The sequence below is a fragment of the Hymenobacter busanensis genome, assembly GCF_008727865.1.
Taxonomy (GTDB): Bacteria; Bacteroidota; Bacteroidia; order Cytophagales; family Hymenobacteraceae; genus Solirubrum; species Solirubrum busanense.
In genome coordinates, this window is the sequence record NZ_VTWU01000003.1 from 698,641 (window position 1) to 721,373 (window position 22,733).

Here is a 22,733-nt window from a genome sequence, read left to right on the forward strand (position 1 = left end):
GAGGCAGCAAAGGTAGAAGCCCGGCCGGGACAGAATTCCGGTCGGGCGCACTGGTAGGAATACCGCAGGGCCGGGCCGAAAGTTTCCGCGCCACCGATGGATCGGGGTAGTTGGGCGGGAAAAAGCCCGCATTGGGCTAGTCGGGCCGCTGCCCCGAAAAATTAGCGCCGTACTTTCGTCCTCCATCCTCCCTTGCAGCTTCCCCGTGCGCGGCTCTTCTCACCTTGCTATTGGCCTGATTACCGGCGCCGGCATTGCCGCTGTCGCGCCCGACCTCAAGCTGTCGTTGCCCGGCATTGCGCTGGCCGGCTTTTCGTCCCTGGCACCCGACCTCGACCACCCCGGCTCGCGCCTGAGCAAGCGACTGGGCTTTGCACAGAACTTTGTGCGCTGGGCCTTTGCCGGGGCGGGCGTGCTGCTGGCTGTGTTTGCGCACTTCAACCTCGCGCCCGGCCCCAACCAGCGCGTGGCCTTCACGGCGGCGCTGTCGATGTTTCTCATCGGTATGGCCATGCAAAACCAGTCGGCGCGCAAGCTGGCGCTGCTCTTCACGGGCGTGGCCTCGGTGCTGGCGGGGCTGTACTGGCAGTTTCTGTGGCTCAGTTTGCTCGGCGCGTTTGTGGCCACGGCACCCTTCACCTCGCACCGCACCTGGACGCACACCATCTGGGCGGCGGCGCTCTGGACCTACATCGGCTACCTCGCCAACAAGGATTTGGGCTGGCACGGCGTGGCGGCCTACGCCGGCGGGGGCTACATGTCGCACCTGTTGGCCGATACGCTCACCAAATCGGGTATTCGCTACGTGCTGCCCTTGTCCGATAAGGCCCTGAAGATTCCGCTCATCAGTACCGGCTCGGCCTCGGGCAACGTGCTGGAAGTGGTGATTTGCGTGGGCTACGGGCTGGTGGTGGCCCTGCTGCTCTGGCAGCGTTTTGGTCCGGCGCTGTTACCTGGATAAGCCACTGCGAACTTGAAGGGATTCAATTTTGCGGATTTCGCAACGTTGGAATGCGAACGGCGGAATTTCTAAAAAACCGCTCAAAATCATTGAAATGGCAGTTGTTGACTAAAATGGACTACTTGAATGGGAAAGAATACGATTTGCTAGCAAAGAATTTGTAACATTGTCCCGCCGAGTAGTTGCCGCTCATCGGACGTTATCAGTGCCTATATCTAGCTTTTTGCCATCGTTATGGCTCTTTATAGTGTGCTGGCGTTCCGAGGAGAGGTAACGGCTTTGGTCAGGTAGAAAAATAGGTTAATTATTGAATTATTTCAATGATTAATTTTTCTTTCTGCTTGAGTGTCTGTGTAGTGAAATACATCTGAAATTCACTATACAGTTTGTACCTTTGAACACTTTCGGCTACCGGGCCCGGAGTTTGCGCCCCTTTTTCTTACCTCTTACCCACACCCAGTTGCATGAACGCGATGAATAGCCCGCTGATCCGGATCGGCGTCTTTTATGACGGCAATTATTTCCTGAAGATCAGTGATTACTACTACTTCCAGCACGAGCGTAAGGCTCGTATCAGCCTGGAAGGTCTGCACGAGTTTATCTGCCACCAAGTGGCCGAAGACGAAGACGCCGATGTGCGCCTGTGCCAGATTACGGAACCTCACTTCTTCCGCGGCCGCCTCTCGGCCACGGAGGCCCGCGAGAAAGACCGGTTGTTCCACGACCGTCTTTTGGACGACATCCTGATGAACATGTCGATCCAGACGCACTACATGCCCCTGAAGACGCGCGACGGCCGCTTGCAGGAAAAAGGCGTGGACGTATGGCTGGCCCTCGAAGCCCTGGAGCTGTCCATGACCAAGCACCTGGACGTGGTCGTGCTCATTGCCGGCGACTCCGACTACGTGCCCCTGATCAAGAAGCTGAACACCGTGGGTACCCGCGTGATGCTGCTGAGCTGGGACTTCAAGTACACCGACTTCAAAGGCGAAAACCGCGTAACGCGCCCCTCGCAGCTGCTGCTGGAGACGGTGAACTACGCCGTGGCCATGAACGAGGTGATTGACAACCCCGTGAGCAAGTACGAGCCCCTGGTCGACGAGCTGTTTGTGAACACGCCCGAGCCCTCCTCGTACCCCAACGTGGCCACGCCGCCCCGGCCCTACGTGCCCACGGCTGCCGGCCCCGAAGGCTCGATTGGTGTCAGCACCATCAAGAACCTGAAGAACGGCTACGGGTTTGTGGTAATGCCGCCCAACAACCTGTTCTTCTCCTACGCCGACATGGCCGACGGCCAGGACTTCAACGAGCTGCACGAAGGCGACTGGGTGGAATTCACCGTGGGTCGTAACCACCGCAACGAAGACTGTGCCCGCAACGTGCGTAAAACCGAGGCTCCTGCCGAAAGCGAAGACGAGGAATACGACAACGAGCACGAGCCCGAATCGGCCGAAACCGAACAGCTCTAAGCTACCCCATTACTTTGCCCGGCGTTACCATCGCGGCCGGACCAGTAGGCGCCTTGCCCGGCTCCTGCTGAGTCCGGCCGCGGTGCGTTCAGGCAGTTTGCGGCGCGTCGGGTTCGGCGCCCAACTGCCCGGTCAGGGCCTGAATAAAGTCGCGCTTCGAGGCCGGGTAGCGGTTGAAGGTGCCCAAACCGCGCGCCACCGTAAGCTGCCGGGCCGGGCACTCAATGGTCCCGTCGACGACGACCAAGCTTTTGCCGTGGTGCTCGACGCGGGCGGTGGCCACCAGCTCGTCGTGCAGGCGCACGGGGTGCAGGAAGTTCATCTTGAACTCGACGGTGGATACCAATTCTTGCTCCACAAAAGCCTGGGTGAGGGCGGCGGCGCCCAGCACGGCGTCCATCAGGCCGGCCACCACGCCGCCGTGGCAGGTGCCGGGCGACGACAGGTGGTCTTCGCGCACCTTCATGGTATAGGTGACGCGGCCGGGCGCCTGCACCGTCAGCTGCAGGCCGTTGGTGCGGCCGTAGTGGTTGATTTGGTTGTAAAAAGCCACCAAGGCGGCTACGTCGGGCTGCTCGGCCATGCGGGGCAGGTATAGGTTGGGTTTGGCCGAAAAGTTAGGTTACTTTCCTCGTACCCCAGTTGCTGCGCGCTATGGCTTCCCACCTGCCCCACAACCTCACGTTTGCCGAGTTCTACCCGCACTACCTGCGCGAGCATAGCCGGCGCGGCACGCGGGTGCTGCATTTCGTGGGCACTTCGCTATTCCTGCTCTGTGTGCTGGCCGCCGTGGGGCTGCGCCGGCCGGGCTTGCTGCTGGCGGGCGTGGTAGCGGCCTATGGTTGCGCGTGGGTAGGGCACTTTTTTGTCGAGAAGAACCGCCCGGCCACCTTTCAGTACCCGTGGCTCTCGTTGCGCGGCGACTTCCGGCTGTACTGGGACTTGCTGCGCGGCCGGGAGAAATTCAACGGATAGCCCGCAACAGCCCATTACAGACTTTTCTGCATCAGAAAATGCGGAATGACGCCAAACAGCGTGTGCGACGGTTCGATGACCGTGTAGCCAAGGCGCTGGTAAAACGCCACTGCCGTTTCGCGGGCGTGCAGCACAATTTCCGTGAAGCCTTGCCGGCGGGCAGCGTCTTCGAGGTAGTGCATGAGCTGTTGGCCCACGCCGTGGCCCTGCCAGGCGGGCGCTACGGCCATGTAGCGCACTTGGCCCTGCTGCGGGCCGCTGGGGCTGAGGCGCGCTACGCCGGCTATTGCGCCGCTGGGCGCACGCCAAAGGGCGTGGGTAGTGGTGGGCGCGTCGTCGTCGGGGGCACGCTCCGAGCCTGCGGGCTGCTGCCAGGGCTGGCGCAGCACTTCGAAGCGCAGGCGGTAGTAGGCGGTCCAGTCGGCGGGGGTAAGCGGGGCTTCTACGGGCATGAGGACGCAGGAAAGACGGAAAGGCGGCCGGCGGATGTAGCCATTTGCGGGCCGGTTGCGTTGGATAGTTTGCCAAATTAGCCAACCTTTGGCCTCCCGTTCCGGCCCAGGGGCCGAGGCGGACATGGTTTTACCCCTTTCCCCGCTCGCATGGCATCCTTCGATATCGTCAGCAAAGTAGACCCGCAAACGCTGGAAAACGCCGTCAACACCGCCAAAAAGGAGTTGCAGACGCGCTACGATTTCCGCGACACCAAGGGCGGCTACGAGTTGAACAAGAGCGACAACAGCATCGAGCTGTCGTCGGAAAACTCCATGAAGATCAAGGCTATGGAGGATATTCTGATGGGCCGCGTGATCAAGCAGGGCCTCGACGCAACCTGTCTCGACTACTCGGCCGACGAGAAACCCTCGGGCGCGCTGGTGAAGAAGACGCTGAAGGTGCGGGCCGGCATCGAGAAAGACCTCAGCCGCCAGATTCAGAAGCTCATCAAAGACTCCAAGCTGAAGGTGGAAGCCCAGATTCAAGGCGACCAGCTGCGCGTGACGGCCAAAAAAATCGACGACCTGCAAGCTGTCATTACCTTGCTGCGCGCCAACGCCGCCACGCTCGGCCAGCCGCTGCAGTTCGTAAACATGAAAAGCTAATTCAATGTGGAAAATGTGAGGAAATGTGACTCATGCGGCCGCACCTGACGGGCCTGCATCCGTTCATTTTTCCACATTCCGCACATTCCGACGCATTCCTCCCTTTCAACACTGTGTTCGACCTTTCTGTCTTTTCTGACCCCCAGGCGTGGGTGAGCTTGCTCACCCTCACGTTCATGGAAATCGTGCTGGGCATCGACAATATCATCTTCATTTCCATCGTCGTCAACCGGCTCGACCCGAAGGACCAGAAACGCGGCCGCACCATCGGTCTGATGCTGGCGTTGCTGTTCCGCATCGGGCTGCTGCTGAGTATTTCGTGGATTGTGGGCCTCAAAGCCCCGCTGTTTCACATCGACATTCCGTGGGCCGACCACGACTTTGGCGTGACCGGCCGCGACATCATCCTGTTTTTCGGCGGCCTGTTCCTGATCGGCAAGAGCACCACCGAAATTCACACCAAGCTCCAGGGCGAAGAAGAGGCCGAGGGCACTACGCCGCAATACAGCACGCTCACGCGCATCATCCTGCAAATCATCGTCATCGACATCGTGTTCAGCTTCGACTCGATTCTGACGGCCGTGGGCTTGGTCGACAACGTGCTGATTATGATTCTGGCTGTGATTCTGGCCATGGCCGTAATGATGGCGTTTTCGGGCCTCGTCAGCACTTTCGTCAACCGCAACCCCACCATCAAGATGCTGGCCCTGTCGTTCCTGATTATGATTGGGGTGATGCTGGTGATGGAGGCCTTCCACAAGGAAATCGAGAAGGGCTACATCTACTTTGCCATGTTCTTCTCGCTGGTGGTGGAGCTGCTGAACATGCGCCTGCGCAAGCAAGCCGAGCCCGTGCACCTGCGCGACTCGCGCTACGACTAAGCGCACCAATCCGGCAAGCAACAGGCCCGGCGGAAGTGTTTCCGTCGGGCCTGTTGCTGTTTCGGGGGGCGGTGCTTGCTCAGAAAATGGTGAGGAAATACAGAATCAGCAGCGCCACGCCGGTGGCCGGAAAGGCGCTGTCGACGGCGCGCTTGTGCGTAGCGCCGGGCCAGGCGCCCAGCGCGGCCATTATCGTCATGAACACGGGCAGCACATACATCAGCTTGCTGGTGGCGTAGGCCACCACCGGGGAACCGGTTTCGGCCAGCGACTGGTACGTGCGCACCAGCCGGAAAATCATGCTGCGTCGAATATGCAGCGGGCTGCCGATGGCGTAGTCGGCGTGCGAGCGGAACGCGGCGTGCTGGGTTTTTACCCAGTAAAAAACTTCTACCACACTGCCTCCACGCCCATACACGAAATGCCGGTCGGTGCCCACCACGCGCTCCTGCGCAAAGTCAACGGTCAGGAGGCTGTCGAGCAGCAGCAGCACGCCAAACAGGAAAACGGCCCGGCAGAGCCAGCGGGCCACGGGCGCCGCCCGCGCATACTGCGCGGCAAACGGCGACGGGCGCTTGGGCGGCTGGTAGGTGCGCAGGTGCTCGTGGTGCAAGCGGCGCAGCTCCGGGTCGCGCAGGGTGGCGTAGGCGTGTTCCACGTCGGCCAGCAGCTTGCGCATGGCCGGGTCGATGAGGTTTTGGTGCAAGGTCTGTTTCCAGCGGCGGTAGGCCTGCTCGATTTGCGCCGGGCTGGCCGAATACGGCACCCGCAGCACCTGGTAGGCATTGCCGGAAAAAGGCCGACTGGGCCGCTGGGACAGCGCGGGCGGCTGCGCACCGCGCAGGCGGGCGTCGTAGCGGGCGCGCCGCTCGGGGTGGCTCAGCGTGTCGTAGGCCTCATTCACCAGCAGGTAGCGGGCGTGGGCGGCGGGGTCGGGCGTGCGGTCGGGGTGGGTGAGGCGCACCCAATGCAAGTACGCACGGCGGATGTCGGCCGCGGTGGCTTGCTCGCTCAGCTCCAGCACTTGGTAATAGGTGGTCACGCGGCGTCGGGGGAGGTGGCCAGCGTTGCCACGGTAGGGAGTTGGGTACTCACGCGCTGCCGCACCAGCTCCAGCACGCGGCGGTTGCACTCGGCGCGGTGGCGGCGGTAAAAGGCATATTCGTCGGTGGTGAGCAGACCGCACACCATACCCACAACCGTGTGCTGCAGGCGGGCATTGCGCTGCAGCAGCTCCAGCACGAGGCGTTCCTGGTCGGCAGCAGCGGCCGTAGCCAAGGGCAGGCGGTACTCGCGGCTTACGTCGGCTACCAGCTGCAGCAGGTGCGCGTTCAGCAGCTTGAGCACTGGGCGCAGCGTGTGGTGCAAAAACGCGTCGGCGGTGCCGGCTACGGCCGTGGGCTCAACGGGCACCGAGGGGCGCAGGGCACGCAGCGCGTCATCGGCAGAAGAGGATGGCTCGGGAGGCATGGCGCAGGCAGTAGGTCTTCATAAAAAACGCCGCCCGGCCAAAAATGGTCGGGCGGCGTGTAAAGAAAGCAACGGGAGCTTAGTGGCGCACCATCAGCTTGTGCGAAGCCGTGCCCGTAGAGCCCGTCAGGCGCACCACGTACATGCCAGCGGTGAGGTCTGCCGTGTTCAGCTCTACCCCGTCGCGCTGCAGCACCGTGGCCGAAGCCGAGGTACGCTGCACGACCTGGCCCAGTGTGTTCAGCAGCTCTACTTCCACCGGCGTGGTGCTGCCGGCGGCCATGCGCACCGTCACGCGGTCCTGGGCCGGGTTCGGGAACACCGCCAGCATATCGGCCGTCAGCTTGGCTTTGGCGGCCAGGGTCGGGTGCAGCTGGAAGCTGATGGTTTGGTCGGTGAGGCTGTTGGACGAGCCTTGGCTGGCGCCGTAGCCCATGCCGCGGCGGGCAAACACCTGCCAAATCAAGTCGTGGTTGGCTTTGCCGTTGTTGATGGAGTCAGCCATCAGAATGCCGTTGCGGCCGCTGATGAAGCCCGGGTTGCAGCCTTGCAGCTTCATGCCATCGAGTACCAGCTGGAGGCACATGTTGTTGCCGCCGGTGCTGGCGTAGAGGTTCGTGTTGTAGCCGTAGCGGCCGATGAAGGCCCAGTTCAGGTCCCACAACACGGTGGCCCATACTTCACCGATGTTGTGCACTTCGGTGTAGGCGCCCGTGCCGATGATGGCGTAGGTGTAGTTGTTGATCGAGAAGTTGGTGGTGTAAGGCAGGTTGCGGATGCCGGCACTGCCCAGCGCCTGGAAGCCTACGTACTGCCCTACGCCGCGGGGCGTGTCGCCGGTGCTGCGCGGGGGCGTGGTAATCCACAGGCCCAGGAAGTCGCTCCAGCCTTCGCCCATCTGCTCAGCGTTGCGCAGGCAGTTCGAGTTGGCCGGGCCGCCGGTGAGGCGGTTGGAAATGCCGTGGCCGTATTCGTGCGAAATAACACCGTTGTCGAAGTCCCCGTCGCGTTGGGCGGTGCGCAGCAGGCGCATCGTTACCGTGCTGGTTTGCGACGTTTGCACCAGCTGGTCGCCGGTGGCTTTGGTTACGCCCAGTACCGGAATGGTTATTTGCGGCCCGATCGTGGAGGTGGTAAAGATGGTGGGCAGGTTGTTCGACGCTACCGAGTCGGCAATGATGACGGCACGGGCGCCGGCGTTTTGCGCGTTCAGTACCTGCGCGCCGTAGCTGCAGCGCGGGCTGCGGCGAACCAGGGCAATGTTGCCCCGCACGGCGCGGGCGTTCAGCAGCGTGCCACAGCCATAGGCCGGGCGCGACGAGCCGTCGTTAACCACCACCAGCGTATCGTTGATGGGCCCGGTCGTGAGCAGATCGGGGCCGAAAATGCCCAGGGCATCGGTGGCGTTGTAGGCCGTGGTGCTCGGCGTGATGAGCGTGATGGGACGGGCGGTGTTGTTCCAGGAAGCCTGCTGGAAGCGGTACATCTGCATGCGCGGCTTCTGCCCGTCGGAGGGGGTGCCAAAGTTGGCGTTGTCGAAACCGCCGCCGTCCTGCGCTTCGGCCTGCACTTCGTCGTTGCCGAGGCCGGTGCTGCTGTAGTTGGTGGTCTGGAAGTTGCCCGCTACTTCGGTGAAGCCGTGTACGGCCATCACGTCGTGCATCAGGTTGTTCCAGTAGAACAGGTTGGTAATGGCAGCCGGGCGGTTTTGCAGCGGCGTGGCCGTGGCTACGTACGGAGCGGTAAACTCCAGCGTGGCCCCGCCGTTGACGGTGCTGCCGGGCGTGTTGGTGGCGGCGGCGTCGTCGTAGGCATACACGTTGTTGCCGCGCGTAATGGTGTACTCAGCCCCGGCGGTGCCGTTGGTGTCGTGCCAGCCAAACGGCGACGCTACCGAGTTGGCCGGGTCTGTTACGATGGTTTGCGCGCCGTGCAGGGGGCTTTCCAGCGGCATGGCAAACACGTTGTAGCTGTTGGGCGCGTTCGGGCGTTGCGGGTTCTGGGGCGTAGCCGGCGTCAGCACCTGCGTGGCGCCCAAAGCGTCGGCCATGCGCTTGCCAATGTGGGCAAAGCTGGCCGGCTCGTGCACAATGTAGTCGTACTGGTCGAGCAGGGCACCGGTCTGGGCATCCACGCGGGCGCTCCAGTAATGGTCGGCACGCTTGGGGTAAATTTCCACGTCCCAAGTCAGGGCCAGCGTGCCGTCGGGGCGGGGCAAATACATGAGCTTAGCCTTGATAGGCTCCAGCGAAATGCCGCCGTCGTTGAAGCGAATACCCGCCGTTACCGACCCTTCGCCCTGGCGCTGCAGCCCGGTGGGTTGGGGCAGGTTGAGGGCTTGGGCCGTGGCCGCTACGGCTTGTTCGGCCGTCAGGCCAGGCGCGGCCGTGCGCACGGCGGTGTTGGCGTTGGCCACAAACGAGCTGTGGGCGCCGGCCACGCGGCCGTTGCGGTCGAGGTGCACGTCGGCTACGGCGTTGTACACTTCAATGCCCAGCACGCGCTGGCGCAGGTACACGTGCGTGATGCCGTTGTGGGCGTCGGTGTACTGCGACGTAACGGCGGGGTTCAGCAAATCGGCTTCGCTCAGGCCGAACTTGGTGCGCTGGGCCTGCAGGTGCTCCAGCGCTTTGGTGAGCGGGGTCGATGTCTGCCCCAGGCCCAATGTGGGCAGAGCCAGTAACGCGGCCAGCGTGAGCGACCGGCCAAACTGCGTAAAAGTGTGGGTCATGAACGGGGTATGGTGAGTATCCTAAACAAGCACGCACCGCTGCCGCGGTGCGAGGTTCTAAAGATACACACGCTGGCCGGTAAATCCGAACACTTGTAAGGCGTTTTCCGTATGCCCTTGCCCGCTTAACTGAGCTCCTGTCAGGCAGAAGGCGCGGGTGGGGTGAGTTTGCCAACGGCGTCCCAGAGCACCACGCCCACCGTCACCGACACGTTGAGCGAGTGTTTGGTGCCGAACTGCGGAATTTCCACCGCTGCGTCGCACGCGGCCAGCACCGCGTCGTCGACGCCAAATACCTCGTTGCCAAACACCAGCGCTAGGGGCTTGACGGCCGCCGGGCGAAACGCCGGCAGCAGCACGCTTTCGGTGGTTTGCTCCACGGCCACCACCTGCCAGCCGTCTGCTTTCAGCTGCCGCACCAGCGCCGGCACGTCGGGCGCGTGCTCCCACGGCACCGACTCGGTGGAGCCCAGCGCCGTTTTGGTGATTTCGCGGTGCGGCGGGCGGCCCGTAATGCCGCCCAGCCACAGCTTTTGCACCGCAAATGCGTCGCAGGTGCGGAACGCGGCGCCCACGTTGTGCAGGCTGCGCACGTTGTCGAGCACCACGCACAAGGGGAATTTCTCCGTATTTTTGAAGTCCTCAACCGAGTGCCGGTTCAGTTCCTGGATGGTTAGTTTCCGCATTTTTGAAGGTCCACGCCCGCGCGTCGGCCGGCAATAGAACGATACCGCCCGAACCCACTGTTCAAACGAAAGCGCAAGCTAAACCGAAGCCAGGCGAAGTGTAGCGCCCCGCGCCTTTTATCCCGCTCATTACCCGGCCCCGCCGCCCGCGCTTCGGCGCGAACCCCTCTTGACGCTCCCCCGCAGGTGAAGACAGCTACCGAAAAGAAACCCGTTCGCACGCACGGCACCCTCGGCCCCGCCCCCGTGGCCGACACGCCCCTGATGAAGCAGTACTACCAGCTCAAGCAGCAGCACCCCGGCGCGCTGCTCTTGTTTCGGGTGGGCGACTTTTACGAAACCTTCGGCGAAGATGCCGTCACGGCCGCCCGCATTCTGGGCATCGTGGAAACCAAGCGCGGCGCGGGTACTTCCTCCGAGGTGGCCCTGGCCGGTTTCCCCCACCACTCCCTCGATACCTACCTGCCCAAGCTCGTGCGTGCCGGGCAGCGCGTGGCCATCTGCGACCAGCTCGAAGACCCCAAGCAAGCCAAGGGCCTCGTCAAGCGCGGCATTACCGAGCTGGTGACGCCCGGCGTGAGCCTGCACGACAACGTGCTGGAGCGCCGCTCGAACAACTACCTGGCCGCCGTGCACTTCGGCAAGCAGCAAGCCGGCATTGCGTTTCTCGACATCAGCACCGGCGAGTTTCTGGTGGCCCAGGGCGACGCGGGCTACCTCGGCAAGCTGCTGCAAAACTTCGCGCCCGCCGAAGTGCTGCACTGCAAAACGAGCCGCCGCGACTTCGAAACCGCCTTCGGCACCGATTTCTGCACCTACGCGCTCGACGAGTGGGTGTTCGGCTTCGATTACGCCCACGAGTCGCTTACCCGCCACTTCAAGACCACTTCGCTCAAGGGCTTCGGCATTGAGGCGCTGAACGAGGGCATTGTGGCCGCCGGCTGCATCATGCACTACCTGGCCGAAACCAAGCACGACGACATCAACCACATCGGCAGCATCGGCCGGCTGGAGGAAGACAAGTACGTGTGGCTGGACCGCTTCACGGTGCGCAACTTGGAGCTGCTGCAGGCCCAGCACGCCGGCGGCGTACCCCTTATTGAGGTGCTCGACCAAACGCTCACGCCCATGGGGGCCCGCCTGCTGCGCAAGTGGGTGGTGTTGCCCCTGAAAGAAGCCGCCCAGATTCAGCGCCGCCTTGATACCGTGCAGGCCTTGCACGAGCAGCCCGAGCTGCTGGAAGCCCTACGCGACCAGCTCCGCCAGATCAACGACCTCGAACGCCTGATTTCCAAGGTAGCCGTGCGCCGCGTAAACCCGCGCGAGCTGCTGCAGCTTAGCCGCGCCCTCGAAGCCCTCGGCCCGGTACGCGAACTGCTGCAAGCCAGCGGCGTGCGCGCCCTGCAGAAGCTGGCCGACCAAATCAACCCCTGCGACGCGCTGCGACTGGAAATTCAGGCCAAAATTCGTCCCGACGCCGGCGTGCTCACCAACCAGGGCAACGTCATTACCGATGGCGTCGACAAAGAGCTGGACGAGCTACGGGCCATTGCCTACTCGGGCAAAGACTACCTGTTGCAACTGCAGCAGCGCGAACAGCGCAACACCGGCATTTCGTCGCTGAAAGTGGCCTACAACAAGGTGTTTGGCTACTACCTCGAAGTCACCAACGCCCACAAGGACAAAGTGCCCACCGAGTGGATTCGCAAGCAGACGCTGGTGAATGCCGAACGCTACATCACCGAGGAGCTGAAGGTGTACGAGGAGAAAATTCTGCACGCCGAGGAGCGCCTGTTCGTCATCGAGCAGCGCCTTTACGACGAGCTGGTGCTGACCGCCAACGAGTACTTGGCGCAGGTGCAGCAGAATGCCCGCACCGTAGCCGTGCTCGACTGCCTGGGCTCCTTTGCCGCCACCGCCCGCCAGCACCGCTACGTGCGCCCCACCGTCGACGACGGTACCCTGCTGGACATCAAGCAGGGCCGCCACCCGGTAATTGAGCGGCAACTGCCTCCTGGCGAGCAGTACATTCCCAACGACATCCGCCTCGACCGCGACGAGCAGCAGATCATCGTCATTACCGGGCCCAACATGGCCGGCAAATCGGCCCTGCTGCGCCAAACAGCCCTCATCGTACTGCTGGCCCAAATAGGCTCTTTCGTGCCCGCCGAGGCGGCTCACGTGGGCGTCATCGACAAGGTGTTTACCCGCGTCGGTGCCTCCGATAACCTCTCGAAGGGCGAAAGCACCTTCATGGTGGAAATGACCGAAACGGCCTCCATTCTCAACAACCTCTCCGACCGCAGCCTCGTGCTGATGGACGAAATCGGGCGCGGCACCAGTACCTACGACGGCATCAGCATTGCCTGGGCCATTGTGGAGCACTTGCACAACAACCCCAAAGCTCGCGCCAAAACCCTCTTCGCCACTCACTACCACGAACTGAACCAGCTGTCGGAGCAGTGCCCGCGGGTGCGCAACTACAACGTGGCCGTGAAAGAAGCCGACGGCCGTATTCTGTTTCTGCGCAAGCTGCAGGAAGGCGGCTCCGAGCACTCTTTTGGTATTCACGTGGCCCGCATGGCCGGCATGCCGCCCGCCGTGGTGCTGCGCGCCAACGAAATCATGCACCACTTGGAAGAAGAACGGGCCCAGGTAGCCGATGCGCCCGAGCCGGAACTGGTAGAGGCCGAACCCGCGCCCAACTCTAACGGCCGCGCCCACGCTGGCCCCCAAGCCCGCCCGGCCGCGCCGGTGGCCTCGGCGCCCCGCCCCGCCCTGCAGCTCAGCATGTTCGAGCCCGCCGACCCGGTGCTGGAGCGCCTGCGCGAGCAGTTGCAGCACCTCGATGTGAACACCTTAACGCCCATCGAAGCGCTGCTGAAGCTCAACGAGCTGAAGCTGGCACTAAACAAAAAAGGCTAGGCAGTGCGGTCGAGGTGTGAAAAAATGTGCCTGAAAATGAAGGAGAAGCGGTTTTGTGAGAATTTTTTTACGGCCAACTCTTGACACAAGAAATTTTCGCTGTACCTTTGTCACACCATTCGCCACTACGGTGGTTGACCTCAAGCGAGAGTAGCTCAGTTGGTAGAGCGCGACCTTGCCAAGGTCGAGGTCGCGAGTTCGAACCTCGTCTCCCGCTCAAAAAAGGACGTTGCCCCGGCAGCGTCCTTTTTTACTTTTGTGCGGCTTGGCTGCACGCGCCGGAGTGGTGGAACTGGTAGACACGAGGGACTTAAAATCCCTTTTCCGCAAGGAAGTACGGGTTCGATTCCCGTCTCTGGTACAACGAAAGCCCCATTGCAATGCGCAACGGGGCTTTTTTGTTGAGCTACTGCCGTTACTCAAGGGTTACCTGACGGCTGAGGCTACGCCCGTTGCTTGAAATGCGCATCGTGTACAAGCCAGCGGGCAACGTGGGCAGCGCCATCTGCACCGCGCGGCTTTCGCCAGTAGCCGGCAAGTGTCGCGTGAGTAGGGCGCGCCCGAACGGGCTGTATAAGGTGATGTCTGCTGCTTGGCTTTGCCAGTCGGTAGGAAGCGCGACCGTAAGACGTTCGTGGGCTGGATTGGGGTATACGGCTAATGCTTCGGGGCCAGTGAGGGCTGCGGTTTCTAGGGCAAGGCGCGTTGCCGAACTGCTACCCACCCAAGCCAGAAAGTTGCCGTCGGTAGCAGTGGTTAAGGTATGCGCACCGAATGCAGCTTGGCCGGCGGTGAAAGTGCCCGCTACGGCCAGATTTTGGTTGAGGCCCACGGCTAGGCATTTGCCAAAGGCATCGGCAGTCCCTGAGGAGCTTTGGCTCCATTGCGGGTTTCCTTCGGGGTCGAATGCGTTGACGCTGAGGTTGTGGAGGGCCCCGCCGTTATAGCTCAAGGCGTATACGTGGGCCGGGTCGCAGGCAATGGCGGTGCCGCGCGTATCGGTACCGAGGCCCAGGGCGCGTACCCATTTGGCTTTGCCGGCGCTGTTGTAGCGCACTACAAAAGCTCGCAGGTTGGGGCTGTCGTCGGTGCTGAGGCCACTGAAGTGTCCGGTGCCCTGGAAACTGCCCGTGAAGTAGCAGTTCCCCAACATGTCGGCCGCTAGGCCGGCGCTTTGGCCGACACCGGTGGAACTACCCGCCTGCCGGGCCCAAACGATGTTGCCGGACCGCGTGCCGATTTTCAGCAAGAAGATGGTATTGCCGGGCTCGGCCGTCAGCAGCGTGGTGCTGCTGCCCGCCAGCCCCAGGCGGCCGTGAAAATCTCCGGTTACGTAGCAGCTGCCCAAGCCATCGGCCGCAATGCCGTAGCCACCGTTGACGAACTGCGACGCCAAGGGCAAGGCCCACTGCACGGCACCGCTGGAGTTGTAGGCGGCCACGAAAATTTGCCGCGTGCCAGGGCCGGGCAGCGACAGGTGGTCGAAGGTGACGCGGGAGCCGCTGAGCCGCCCGGTAACGAAACAGTTGCCAGCGGCGTCGACGGCTATGGCATTGCCCCAACTGGCGTAGTCGCGGGAGCCGGCCTGGTGGGCCCATTGCACCGTGCCGCTGGCCGAGCACTTGGCCACCAGAATCTGCTCCCAGATGCTGCTTTCGGGAAAAACACTACTGAGGGTAGCGCCGCCCGTGTGGTAGTTGAGCGTGCCCACAAACCCGCCGGTGAGGTAGCAGTTGCCCAGCAAATCGACGGCAATGCCCCCGGCCGAAGTGCTGGCGCCGGCCCCGCCAATGTTGGTAGCCCACACTACGGTACCGGCCGCCGAATACTTGGCCACGAATAGATCGGACACGCCTTGGCTGGTGAGGGTAGTAGCGCCCAGCGTGAGGGTACCGGAAAAAGTACCCAATACATAGGTGTTGCCGGTTGCGTCGATGGCGACGCTCTTATAAGGAGCCGGGGCGGATTGGGCGCGTTGCCAGGATTGAGCGGAACTGACGTTGATAAGCAAACAGAAAAGCCAGGCGAAAAGAAACGTCTTCATAGTAAGTAGGGGAAAGGGGAATGATTGGATTGGGAAAAGGATGCACTCCGCCCAGTCGATAGGAAACCGCACAGAAATGCCCAAAAGAAGTGTACACGCGCACAACACACCACAGCCAGCACAGCCTGTGCCGGGAGCCGACCATCACCGTCGCAAAATGACCCAAGTGAGATGGTGAGGAGGAACCAACACTTCAATATATCGGGATGATTTATTGATTCATAGGATTAAAAAGATAAATTATATAAAATGATATTAGTGCAAGAGAATAAAAAAACCCGCTCGGTGAAGCGGGTTTTGAAAGGTCGACGTCAGGATTGGACGTGGGGCTTGGGCGGCGGCTGATAGCCCCACAGCAGCGGCACCAGGATGACCACAGGCAGCGGCGAGATGATAAAATCGATTAGGCGGCGCCCCAAGCGGTAGCTCCAAGCCCAGTCGCCGGCTGCTTTGCCCACTGCAATGAGCAGGATGCACGCCACGAAAACGCCGGCGTATATGAACACTGCCATGCGCATGCGGGCGCCGGTACCCAAGGCCAAACGCAGCAACAGCAGGCAGCAACCCGTGTACAGCAAGCCATAGGTGAGCATGGCAGGCAGGCTGCGGGTGGTTACCTGGCCACTCACCCCTTGTTGGAGCTGGTTGGCGAAGTGCTGCAGGCCCAGGGCCTCAAATACCATTTGCCAGCCACGGGTGAGCAGCTCAAACACCCAAATGTCGCATTGGCCGAGGATGAACAGAAAAGGCACGAGCACCAACACCCACATCCAGCGCAACCGGGAGGCAGAAGCGGGCAAAAGAGAAGCCGGCATAGTTTAGGCAGCGGTGGGGGCAGGGCTGTAACGACGAGCCCACCACATCCAGAGCAGGAAGATGCACCCGTACACCACAAATGTAAACGTGTAGTGGTGGTTGAATTCGAGCGTAGCGCGTGAGTACTGGTAGTTCAGGGCCAGCGCCATTACCCGAATGACATTGAGCAGCGAAATGAGGACAATGCCCAGCGGAATGTAGACCAGCTTGTGTTGCCACGGGCCCGAAAAAGCCACGATAAAACCTGCAAACAGCATGTACAGCACCAAGCCGTTGCACGGCGCGCCCACAATAACGGCGGCCTGCCCTTGCATGAAAACGATGCGCGGGTAGAGCACGGCGGCATCGAACCCGAGCAAGTGCAGGGCTGCGGCCGATGAGCGGGCAATGTATTCGCACAGGAACGCATCGAGGCGGCCATCGGGGGCCAGCCACTGCTCATACACAAAAAACCACACGAGGTATAGCGCAACGGCAACCACCAGAAAACGCCGCAAGGCCGGGGCTGGTAGGGTAAAAGGCTTCATAAAGCGTGACTGATTTTGGGCAGGGAAGATACAACAGCCGCGCCTGAAGGCAACTGCCTTAGCACCCAAGGCTTGCAATTTGGGACAGCAAAAATGGGTATTGAAACAGTGCCGGCAACCGCCGGGCGCGAAATAGCAGGTTTTAAAGTCATTATTAAGATATATCGGAATGGATTGTCTATTTTTCTGGGCAATTTGCTCCTGTAGCCGATTGCTCCACCCCGTGCTTCTTTCTGCTTTGTAAGACTGCGTCAATCAACTGATTTTGTGGGTTAACCCGCTGGATCGGTTGTGGGCGTGTGTCTATACACGAGCCGTGTTGCTTTTTCTTCTTTTTTCCACCCTACTCTTTTTTTCATGCACACACCTTTACGTGCTACACGCTCCGCCGGAGCGTGCCAGTCCGGGGCGTGCCGAACAAGCAATTGGCCTCTGCGGCTGCTGACAGCGTTGCTGTTGGTACTGCTGGGCGGCTCGTCTGCTTGGGCACAACTCACGGGCACCAAAGCCATTCCCGGCGACTATGCTTCGCTCAGCGCAGCCATTACCGACCTGAACACGGCCGGCGTGGGCGCGGGCGGCGTAACGTTTAACGTAGCCGCGGGCTACACCGAAACGGCCGCCAACCTGCTCATCACCGCCACCGGCACGGCTGCCAACCCGATTGTCATCCAGAAATCGGGCGCGGGTGCCAACCCCGTCATTACGGCTGCCGCCGGTACCAATGCCAACAGCAGCACGACCACGCTGGACGCTATTATCAAGCTGCGCGGCACCGACTACCTGACGCTCGACGGCCTGACGCTGGTAGATCCGGCGGCCAACACGGGCAGCGCCCAAATGGAGTTTGGCGTGGTGCTCTACCGCGCTTCCAACACCGACGGCTGCCAGAACGTGACGATTCGCAACTGCAGCATCACGCTGCAGCGCGGCAACACCGGCACCGGCGCGGCTACCTCCATCGGCATTTTCAGCTCGGCCAGCACCGAATTGGCCACGGCAGTACTGAGCCCCACGGGCGCCACGGCCGCCGGCCAGAACTCGAACAACAAGTTCTACGGCAACACCATCCAGAACGTCAACACCGGCATTTACCTGCTGGGTTTGGCCGATGCGACTCCGTACGCCAACTTCGACCAAGGCAACGACGTAGGTGGCAATTCTGCCGCTACGGGCAACTCCATTACCAACTACGGCGGAACGGCCAGCACGACTTCGTACGGCATCCGGACCAACTACCAGAACGGGCTGAACAGTAGCTACAACACCCTTGGCAACGCTGCCAACGGGGGCGTTGCTGGCGCCAGCACGCTCTACGGCATCTTCCACCAGAGCGGCAGCACCAACGCTAGCCTGACGGTGAATAACAACGCCGTGACGCTGAGCCAGGCCGGCAATAGCAGCCAGGTGGCGGGCATTGCCACCGCCGCCGGCGGCACCGGTTCCACCACCATCAACAACAACACCTTTGCCGTTACCACGGCTACCGGCAACAGCAGCACGATTTACGCCGTGCTGCAGTCGGGTTCCCAAGCCGGCGGCGTGACGATGAACGGCAACACGTTCAACAACACAGGCAACACGGTTGCGGGCAGCGGTTCGTTGTACTTCCTCTCGTGCGACAACGCGACCAACAACATCACGGCCCAGAACAACACCTTCAGCAACCTGAGCAAAACGGTGTCGGGCGGTACGGTGTACACCTACTACAACAACGGCAGCCCCACGGGCGGCACCATGTTGTTTAGCGGCAACACCATTTCCACCATTACCCTGACGGGCAGCACCACGTTCTACGGCCTATACGTGAACTCGTCGGCTTCGCAGACGCAGACGGTGACCAACAACTCGGTGTCGAACATCACCGGTGGTTCGTCGTCGGTGTACGGCTTGGCCGTGAACTACGGCGCCACGGGTTCGGTGATTTCCGGCAACACCGTTTCGGGCCTGACCAGCACGGGTACGTTGTACGGTATCTACACCAACACCAACCTGAACGGCGTCAACATCAGCCAGAACACGGTTAGCGGGCTGAGCACTACCAGCAGCAGCGTGTACGGCCTGTACGTATCGGGCGGCACCGGCACCCAGAACTGGTTCCGCAACAAGGTGTACAACCTGGCTTCCAGCTCAACCAGCGCCAGCGTCAACGGCTTCTACATCAGCAGCGGCCCCACCGTTACCAACTTCAATAACAACCTGATTGGTGATTTGCGCGCCCCCGCCGCTACCGGCAGCAACGCCATCAACGGCATTTACGTGGGCAGCGGTACCAACGTGAACGTGCACTTCAACACGGTGTACCTGAACGCTACCTCCAGCTCCACAACCACGTTCGGCACGTCGGGTGTGTACGCGGCTTCGACAACGCCTGTGCTCGACCTGCGCAACAACATCGTGGTGAACCTGTCGGTGCCGGGCGCCACGGGCGGTGCCACGGCTGCGCTGCGCTACACGGCCGCGCCGGGCGTGGGCCTGGCCAGCACCACCAACAACAACCTCTACTACGCCGGTACGCCGGCCGCCAACCGCGTGATTTACGTGGAAGGCACCAGCACGCTGGCCAACGCGCAGCAGACGCTGAGCGCCTACATCAGCTACATCGGCGGTGGCCGCGAAACGGCTTCGGTGACGGAAAACCCCACGTTCCTGAGCACGACCGGAACCGATGCCACGTTCCTGCACCTGAACCCCACGGTGCCAACGCTGGCCGAGGGCCGGGCCCAAGCCATCAGCGGCATTACCACCGACTTCGACGGCGAGACGCGTAACGCCTCGACGCCCGACATCGGCGCCGACGAAGGCACCTTCACGCCGGGCGGCAGCGCCCTCGACGTGGCCGCGAGCGGCCTGGCTGCGCCGCTGGGCGTGGGCTGCTATGGCGCCGCCGAAAACGTGACGGTGACGATTCGCAACAACGGCACGCAAACGCTGAACTTCGCTACCAATCCGGTAACGGTAACGGCTGCCGTGAGCGGTGCGGCTACCCAAACGTTTACCGTCACCGTGAATACCGGTACGCTGGCTCCCGCCGGCACGCGAAACGTGGTGCTGGGCACGCTCAACATGACGGCCACCGGCACCTACACCTTCGCGGTATCGGCTACGACTACCGGCGACGGCGACACCAGCAACGACAACCTGACAACCACCCGCACGGTGGTGCCGGTGGCAGCATTGCCGCAAACGGTCAACTTCACCGGCTTCACCGGCTCGAACCTGACGACGGTCTTCCCGAACTGGTACGAAGCCACCGGCGCTACGGCGCCGGTGGCAGGCAACTCGGTTTGGGTGAGTGCCACGGGCGTGGGCACGGCTACCAATGTAACGGCTAAAATCAACCTCTACACGACCACCCGCAACGAGTGGATTGTAGGGCCGAAGATTACCGCTACCGCCGCTACGCGCCTGCAGTTCCGCGGGGCCCTCACCGACTTTGGCTCGACCACGAGCCCGGCCGGCGCCAACGACGGCTTCACCGGCACCGACGACGCGGTGCGGGTGATGGTATCGACGGACTGCGGCGTAACCTTTACGGAGGTTTTCCGCGTCGATGCCACCAACCAGCCTTCGCCCACGACCATTGCCTTCGTAGAGTACACGGTACCGCTGGGCGCGTACGCCGGGCAGAACATCATCGTGGCCTTCAAAGCCACCGATGGTCCGAACGACGATTTGCCCGACTACGACTTCCACCTCGATGACGTGGCCCTGAACGAGGCGGCCGCGAGCGACGCCGGCATTACGGCCCTGACCGAGCCGGGTACGACCGGCTGCTACGGCGCTACGCAGAACGTGACGGTGACCATCCGCAACTACGGCACGGCCGACCTGACCAACGTGCCGGTGCGCGTGGTAGTAGGGGGGGCACTGACCCAAACGCTGAACGGCACTTTCACCGGCACCATTGCCGCCAACGGCACCGCCAACTTCACGGTCGGGCAGGTGAACATGACGGCTGCGGGCACCTACACCTTCGACGCCAGCACCCAGCTGACCGGCGACGCCAACGCCGCCAACGACGCCCTCGCCCAGCAGAGCCGCACCATCACGGCGGTAGCTGCACAAGGCCAGACGCTGTCATTCACCGGCTTCTCGGGCTCCAACCTGAGCACGCTCTACCCCGGCTGGACGGAGGCCACCGGCGCTACGGCTCCCACGGGCACCACTGGGGCCTGGGCCACCGGCACCTTCCCGACGGGCAACACCACGGCCAAGGTGAACCTCTACGACTTGGGCAAGAACGACTGGATTGTGTCGCCGAAATTCCTGGCCACGGCGGCCACGGTGCTGACCTTCGACGCGGGCATCTCGGATTTTGCGGGCACTACGCCCGATCCGGCTGGCATGACCGGCACCGACGACATCGTGGAAGTGCGCATCTCGACCGACTGCGGTGCTTCGTTCGTGCGCATTCCCACGTTTGCGCAGTTCAACGCCAGCAACCAGCCCAGCAACGGCAGCCTGACCAGCTACAGCATCAACCTGGGCAGCTACGCCGGCCAGCAGATCATCGTGGCCTTCTTCGCTTCGGAAGGCACCGTGAACGACGGTCCTGACTACGATTTCCACATCGACAACGTGCGCGTGAACAGCCCGGTAGCCATCGACTTGGCTGCTACCGCTCTGGTGACGCCCGTTGCCACCCAAAGCTGCTACTCGAACGCCGAAACCGTAACGGTAACGGTGCGCAACGAAGGCACGCAGGCCCTGAACTTCGCTACCAATCCCGCCACGGTATCGGTGGTGGTAACGACTCCCGGCGGTACCCAGACGCTGACGGCTGCTATCAACACCGGTACGCTGGCCTCGGGTGCTACGCAAAACGTGACGCTGGCTACGCCGCTCGACATGAGCGCCGTGGGCACCTACTCCTTTGCCCTGACGGGCACGGTGCAGGGCGACCTGAACACCAGCAACGACGCGCTGACGCCCGCTGTGACCCGCACGGTGGTAGCGCCGGTAGCCGGCACGGTTACGCCCGCCGCCCGCAATTTGTGCGTGAGCGGTACCGTAGCCCTGACGCTGACCGGTGCCGCCAACGGCAGCATCCAGTGGCAGCAGTCGACCGACAACGTGACCTTCACGAACGTTGCTGGCGCCACGTCGGCTACGTACACTACGCCGGTACTGACGCAGGCCATGTTCTACCGCGCTCAGGTGAGCTGCGGCACCCAAACGGCCACCAGCAACGTGGCTGCCATTACGGTATCCAACCCGCTGGTAGCGTCCACGAACTCGCCGGTGGCAGTGTGCTCGGGCAACACGGCTACGCTGACGGCTACCGCCGCCACGGGCACCAGCCTGCGCTTCTTCGACGCCCTGACGGGCGGCACGGCACTGGCTACGGGAACCTCGTTTACCACGCCGGCCCTCACGGCCTCGCGTCAGTACTTCGTGGAAGCTTTTAACGCCACCACCGAATCGGTAGGCCGCACGGCACCCACCAGCACCAGCAGCACCACTGCCTTGAACTACGGTCTGGTATTCACCGCCGCCAACGCTTTCACCCTGAATTCGGTGGATGTGTACCCGAACGGTGCTGCCGGCAACCTGGTAGTGCAGGTGCAGGACAACACCGGCACCCTCATTCCGGGCCTGACGGCTACGGTAGCCGTGCCGACTGGCACGGGCACCACGGCCTTCACCGTGCCGCTGAACTTCAACATTCCGGCTGGCACGGGCATGCGCCTGATTGCGGTAAGCAGCCCCTCGTTGGTGCGCGAAAGCACGGGTGCTACGTTCCCCTACACCACGCCGAGCGGAAATGTGAGCATCACCGGCGGCTACATCTCGGGCGCTTCCACTACCTACTACTTCTTCTATAACTGGCAGATTGCCGCCGAATGCGTTAGCGCTTCGCGCACCGCCATCCAGGTGAACGTAACCACCCCGGCTACGGCTGATTTCAGCTACGCCGCGGCTTCTTACTGCACCTCGGCTACTGCCGCCGCCACGCCCACTTTGGGCACGGGTGCCACGGCCGGTACCTTCAGCTCGACCTCGGGCCTGACGCTGAACGCCACGACCGGTGCCATCACGCCCGCAACTTCGACGCCGGGCACCTACACCGTGACGAACACGGTAGCGGCTGCCGGCGGTTGCGGCGCGGTGACCAGCACGACTACGGTAACCATTACGGCACCGG

At 62.3% G+C, this 22,733-nt stretch carries 16 protein-coding genes and 2 tRNA genes; 9 read left to right on the forward strand and 9 right to left on the reverse strand.

Features of this window, described 5'->3' with window-relative positions:
* The first annotated feature begins 205 nt into the window (after positions 1–205).
* Positions 206–961 carry a metal-dependent hydrolase gene (locus F0P96_RS10960; protein WP_160620185.1) on the forward strand — a complete coding sequence of 252 codons (756 nt, stop codon included), beginning with the start codon at positions 206–208 and terminating at the stop codon, positions 959–961.
* A 464-nt stretch (positions 962–1,425) separates the two neighbouring features.
* Positions 1,426–2,430: an NYN domain-containing protein gene (locus F0P96_RS10965; protein WP_151078902.1), complete on the forward strand. Its 1,005-nt coding sequence runs from the start codon at positions 1,426–1,428 to the stop codon at positions 2,428–2,430.
* Between the two features lie 88 nt (positions 2,431–2,518).
* Here F0P96_RS10965 and F0P96_RS10970 read toward each other — a convergent pair whose 3' ends face one another.
* On the reverse strand, positions 2,519–3,013 hold the full coding sequence (locus F0P96_RS10970; RefSeq protein ID WP_151078904.1) for a PaaI family thioesterase: 495 nt from the start codon (positions 3,011–3,013) through the stop codon (positions 2,519–2,521).
* 71 nt (positions 3,014–3,084) lie between these two features.
* Here F0P96_RS10970 and F0P96_RS10975 point away from each other — a divergent pair, with 71 nt between their 5' ends.
* A complete protein-coding gene (locus F0P96_RS10975) occupies positions 3,085–3,405 on the forward strand; it encodes an Mpo1-like protein (protein WP_151078905.1) in 321 nt (106 codons plus the stop codon).
* Between the two features lie 14 nt (positions 3,406–3,419).
* Here F0P96_RS10975 and F0P96_RS10980 read toward each other — a convergent pair whose 3' ends face one another.
* Entirely contained in the window at positions 3,420–3,857 is a 438-nt protein-coding gene (locus tag F0P96_RS10980; protein WP_160620183.1) for a GNAT family N-acetyltransferase, read from the reverse strand.
* 150 nt (positions 3,858–4,007) lie between these two features.
* Between F0P96_RS10980 and F0P96_RS10985 the strand changes: the two genes are divergently transcribed.
* Positions 4,008–4,505 carry a YajQ family cyclic di-GMP-binding protein gene (locus F0P96_RS10985; protein WP_151078907.1) on the forward strand — a complete coding sequence of 166 codons (498 nt, stop codon included), beginning with the start codon at positions 4,008–4,010 and terminating at the stop codon, positions 4,503–4,505.
* Between the two features lie 176 nt (positions 4,506–4,681).
* The gene (locus tag F0P96_RS10990) at positions 4,682–5,386 is read left to right on the forward strand and encodes a TerC family protein (protein ID WP_420844130.1); all 705 of its coding nucleotides are present in this window, start codon (positions 4,682–4,684) and stop codon (positions 5,384–5,386) included.
* A 79-nt stretch (positions 5,387–5,465) separates the two neighbouring features.
* Here the strand turns inward: F0P96_RS10990 and F0P96_RS10995 are convergent, their stop codons facing one another.
* From F0P96_RS10995 to F0P96_RS11005, 4 genes are all read right to left on the reverse strand, one after another.
* Positions 5,466–6,428 (reverse strand): J domain-containing protein, encoded by a 963-nt coding sequence (locus F0P96_RS10995; RefSeq protein WP_160620181.1) that lies wholly within the window; start codon positions 6,426–6,428, stop codon positions 5,466–5,468.
* Positions 6,425–6,856: a hypothetical protein gene (locus tag F0P96_RS20990; RefSeq protein ID WP_160620179.1), complete on the reverse strand. Its 432-nt coding sequence runs from the start codon at positions 6,854–6,856 to the stop codon at positions 6,425–6,427. The genes F0P96_RS10995 and F0P96_RS20990 overlap by 4 nt, the downstream gene beginning before the upstream one ends.
* A gap of 79 nt (positions 6,857–6,935) precedes the next feature.
* Complete coding sequence (locus tag F0P96_RS11000) at positions 6,936–9,587, reverse strand: T9SS-dependent M36 family metallopeptidase (RefSeq protein WP_151078912.1); 2,652 nt, start codon at positions 9,585–9,587, stop codon at positions 6,936–6,938.
* Between the two features lie 140 nt (positions 9,588–9,727).
* Positions 9,728–10,273, reverse strand: a complete 546-nt coding sequence (locus tag F0P96_RS11005; RefSeq protein WP_151078913.1) for an RNA methyltransferase — start codon at positions 10,271–10,273, stop codon at positions 9,728–9,730.
* Between the two features lie 186 nt (positions 10,274–10,459).
* Between F0P96_RS11005 and mutS the strand changes: the two genes are divergently transcribed.
* The 3 genes from mutS (at position 10,460) to F0P96_RS11020 (ending at position 13,559) form a co-directional block, all read left to right on the forward strand.
* Positions 10,460–13,198 (forward strand): DNA mismatch repair protein MutS, encoded by a 2,739-nt coding sequence (mutS, locus tag F0P96_RS11010; RefSeq protein WP_420840951.1) that lies wholly within the window; start codon positions 10,460–10,462, stop codon positions 13,196–13,198.
* 144 nt (positions 13,199–13,342) lie between these two features.
* A tRNA-Gly gene (locus F0P96_RS11015) sits at positions 13,343–13,415 on the forward strand.
* A gap of 60 nt (positions 13,416–13,475) precedes the next feature.
* Positions 13,476–13,559 (forward strand) — tRNA-Leu (locus tag F0P96_RS11020).
* 54 nt (positions 13,560–13,613) lie between these two features.
* Here the strand turns inward: F0P96_RS11020 and F0P96_RS11025 are convergent.
* The 3 genes from F0P96_RS11025 to xrtX all read right to left on the reverse strand — a co-directional run bounded on the left by F0P96_RS11025 (position 13,614) and on the right by xrtX (position 16,585).
* On the reverse strand, positions 13,614–15,242 hold the full coding sequence (locus tag F0P96_RS11025) for an SBBP repeat-containing protein (RefSeq protein WP_151078914.1): 1,629 nt from the start codon (positions 15,240–15,242) through the stop codon (positions 13,614–13,616).
* Between the two features lie 311 nt (positions 15,243–15,553).
* Positions 15,554–16,057 carry an XrtX-associated membrane protein gene (locus tag F0P96_RS11030; protein WP_151078915.1) on the reverse strand — a complete coding sequence of 168 codons (504 nt, stop codon included), beginning with the start codon at positions 16,055–16,057 and terminating at the stop codon, positions 15,554–15,556.
* Between the two features lie 3 nt (positions 16,058–16,060).
* Positions 16,061–16,585: an exosortase X gene (xrtX, locus tag F0P96_RS11035; protein ID WP_151078916.1), complete on the reverse strand. Its 525-nt coding sequence runs from the start codon at positions 16,583–16,585 to the stop codon at positions 16,061–16,063.
* Between the two features lie 450 nt (positions 16,586–17,035).
* On the opposite strand from xrtX, the gene F0P96_RS11040 reads away from it, so the two are divergent.
* Positions 17,036–22,733 (forward strand): Ig-like domain-containing protein (locus tag F0P96_RS11040; protein ID WP_151078917.1); only part of this gene is annotated, 5,698 nt, incomplete at its 3' end.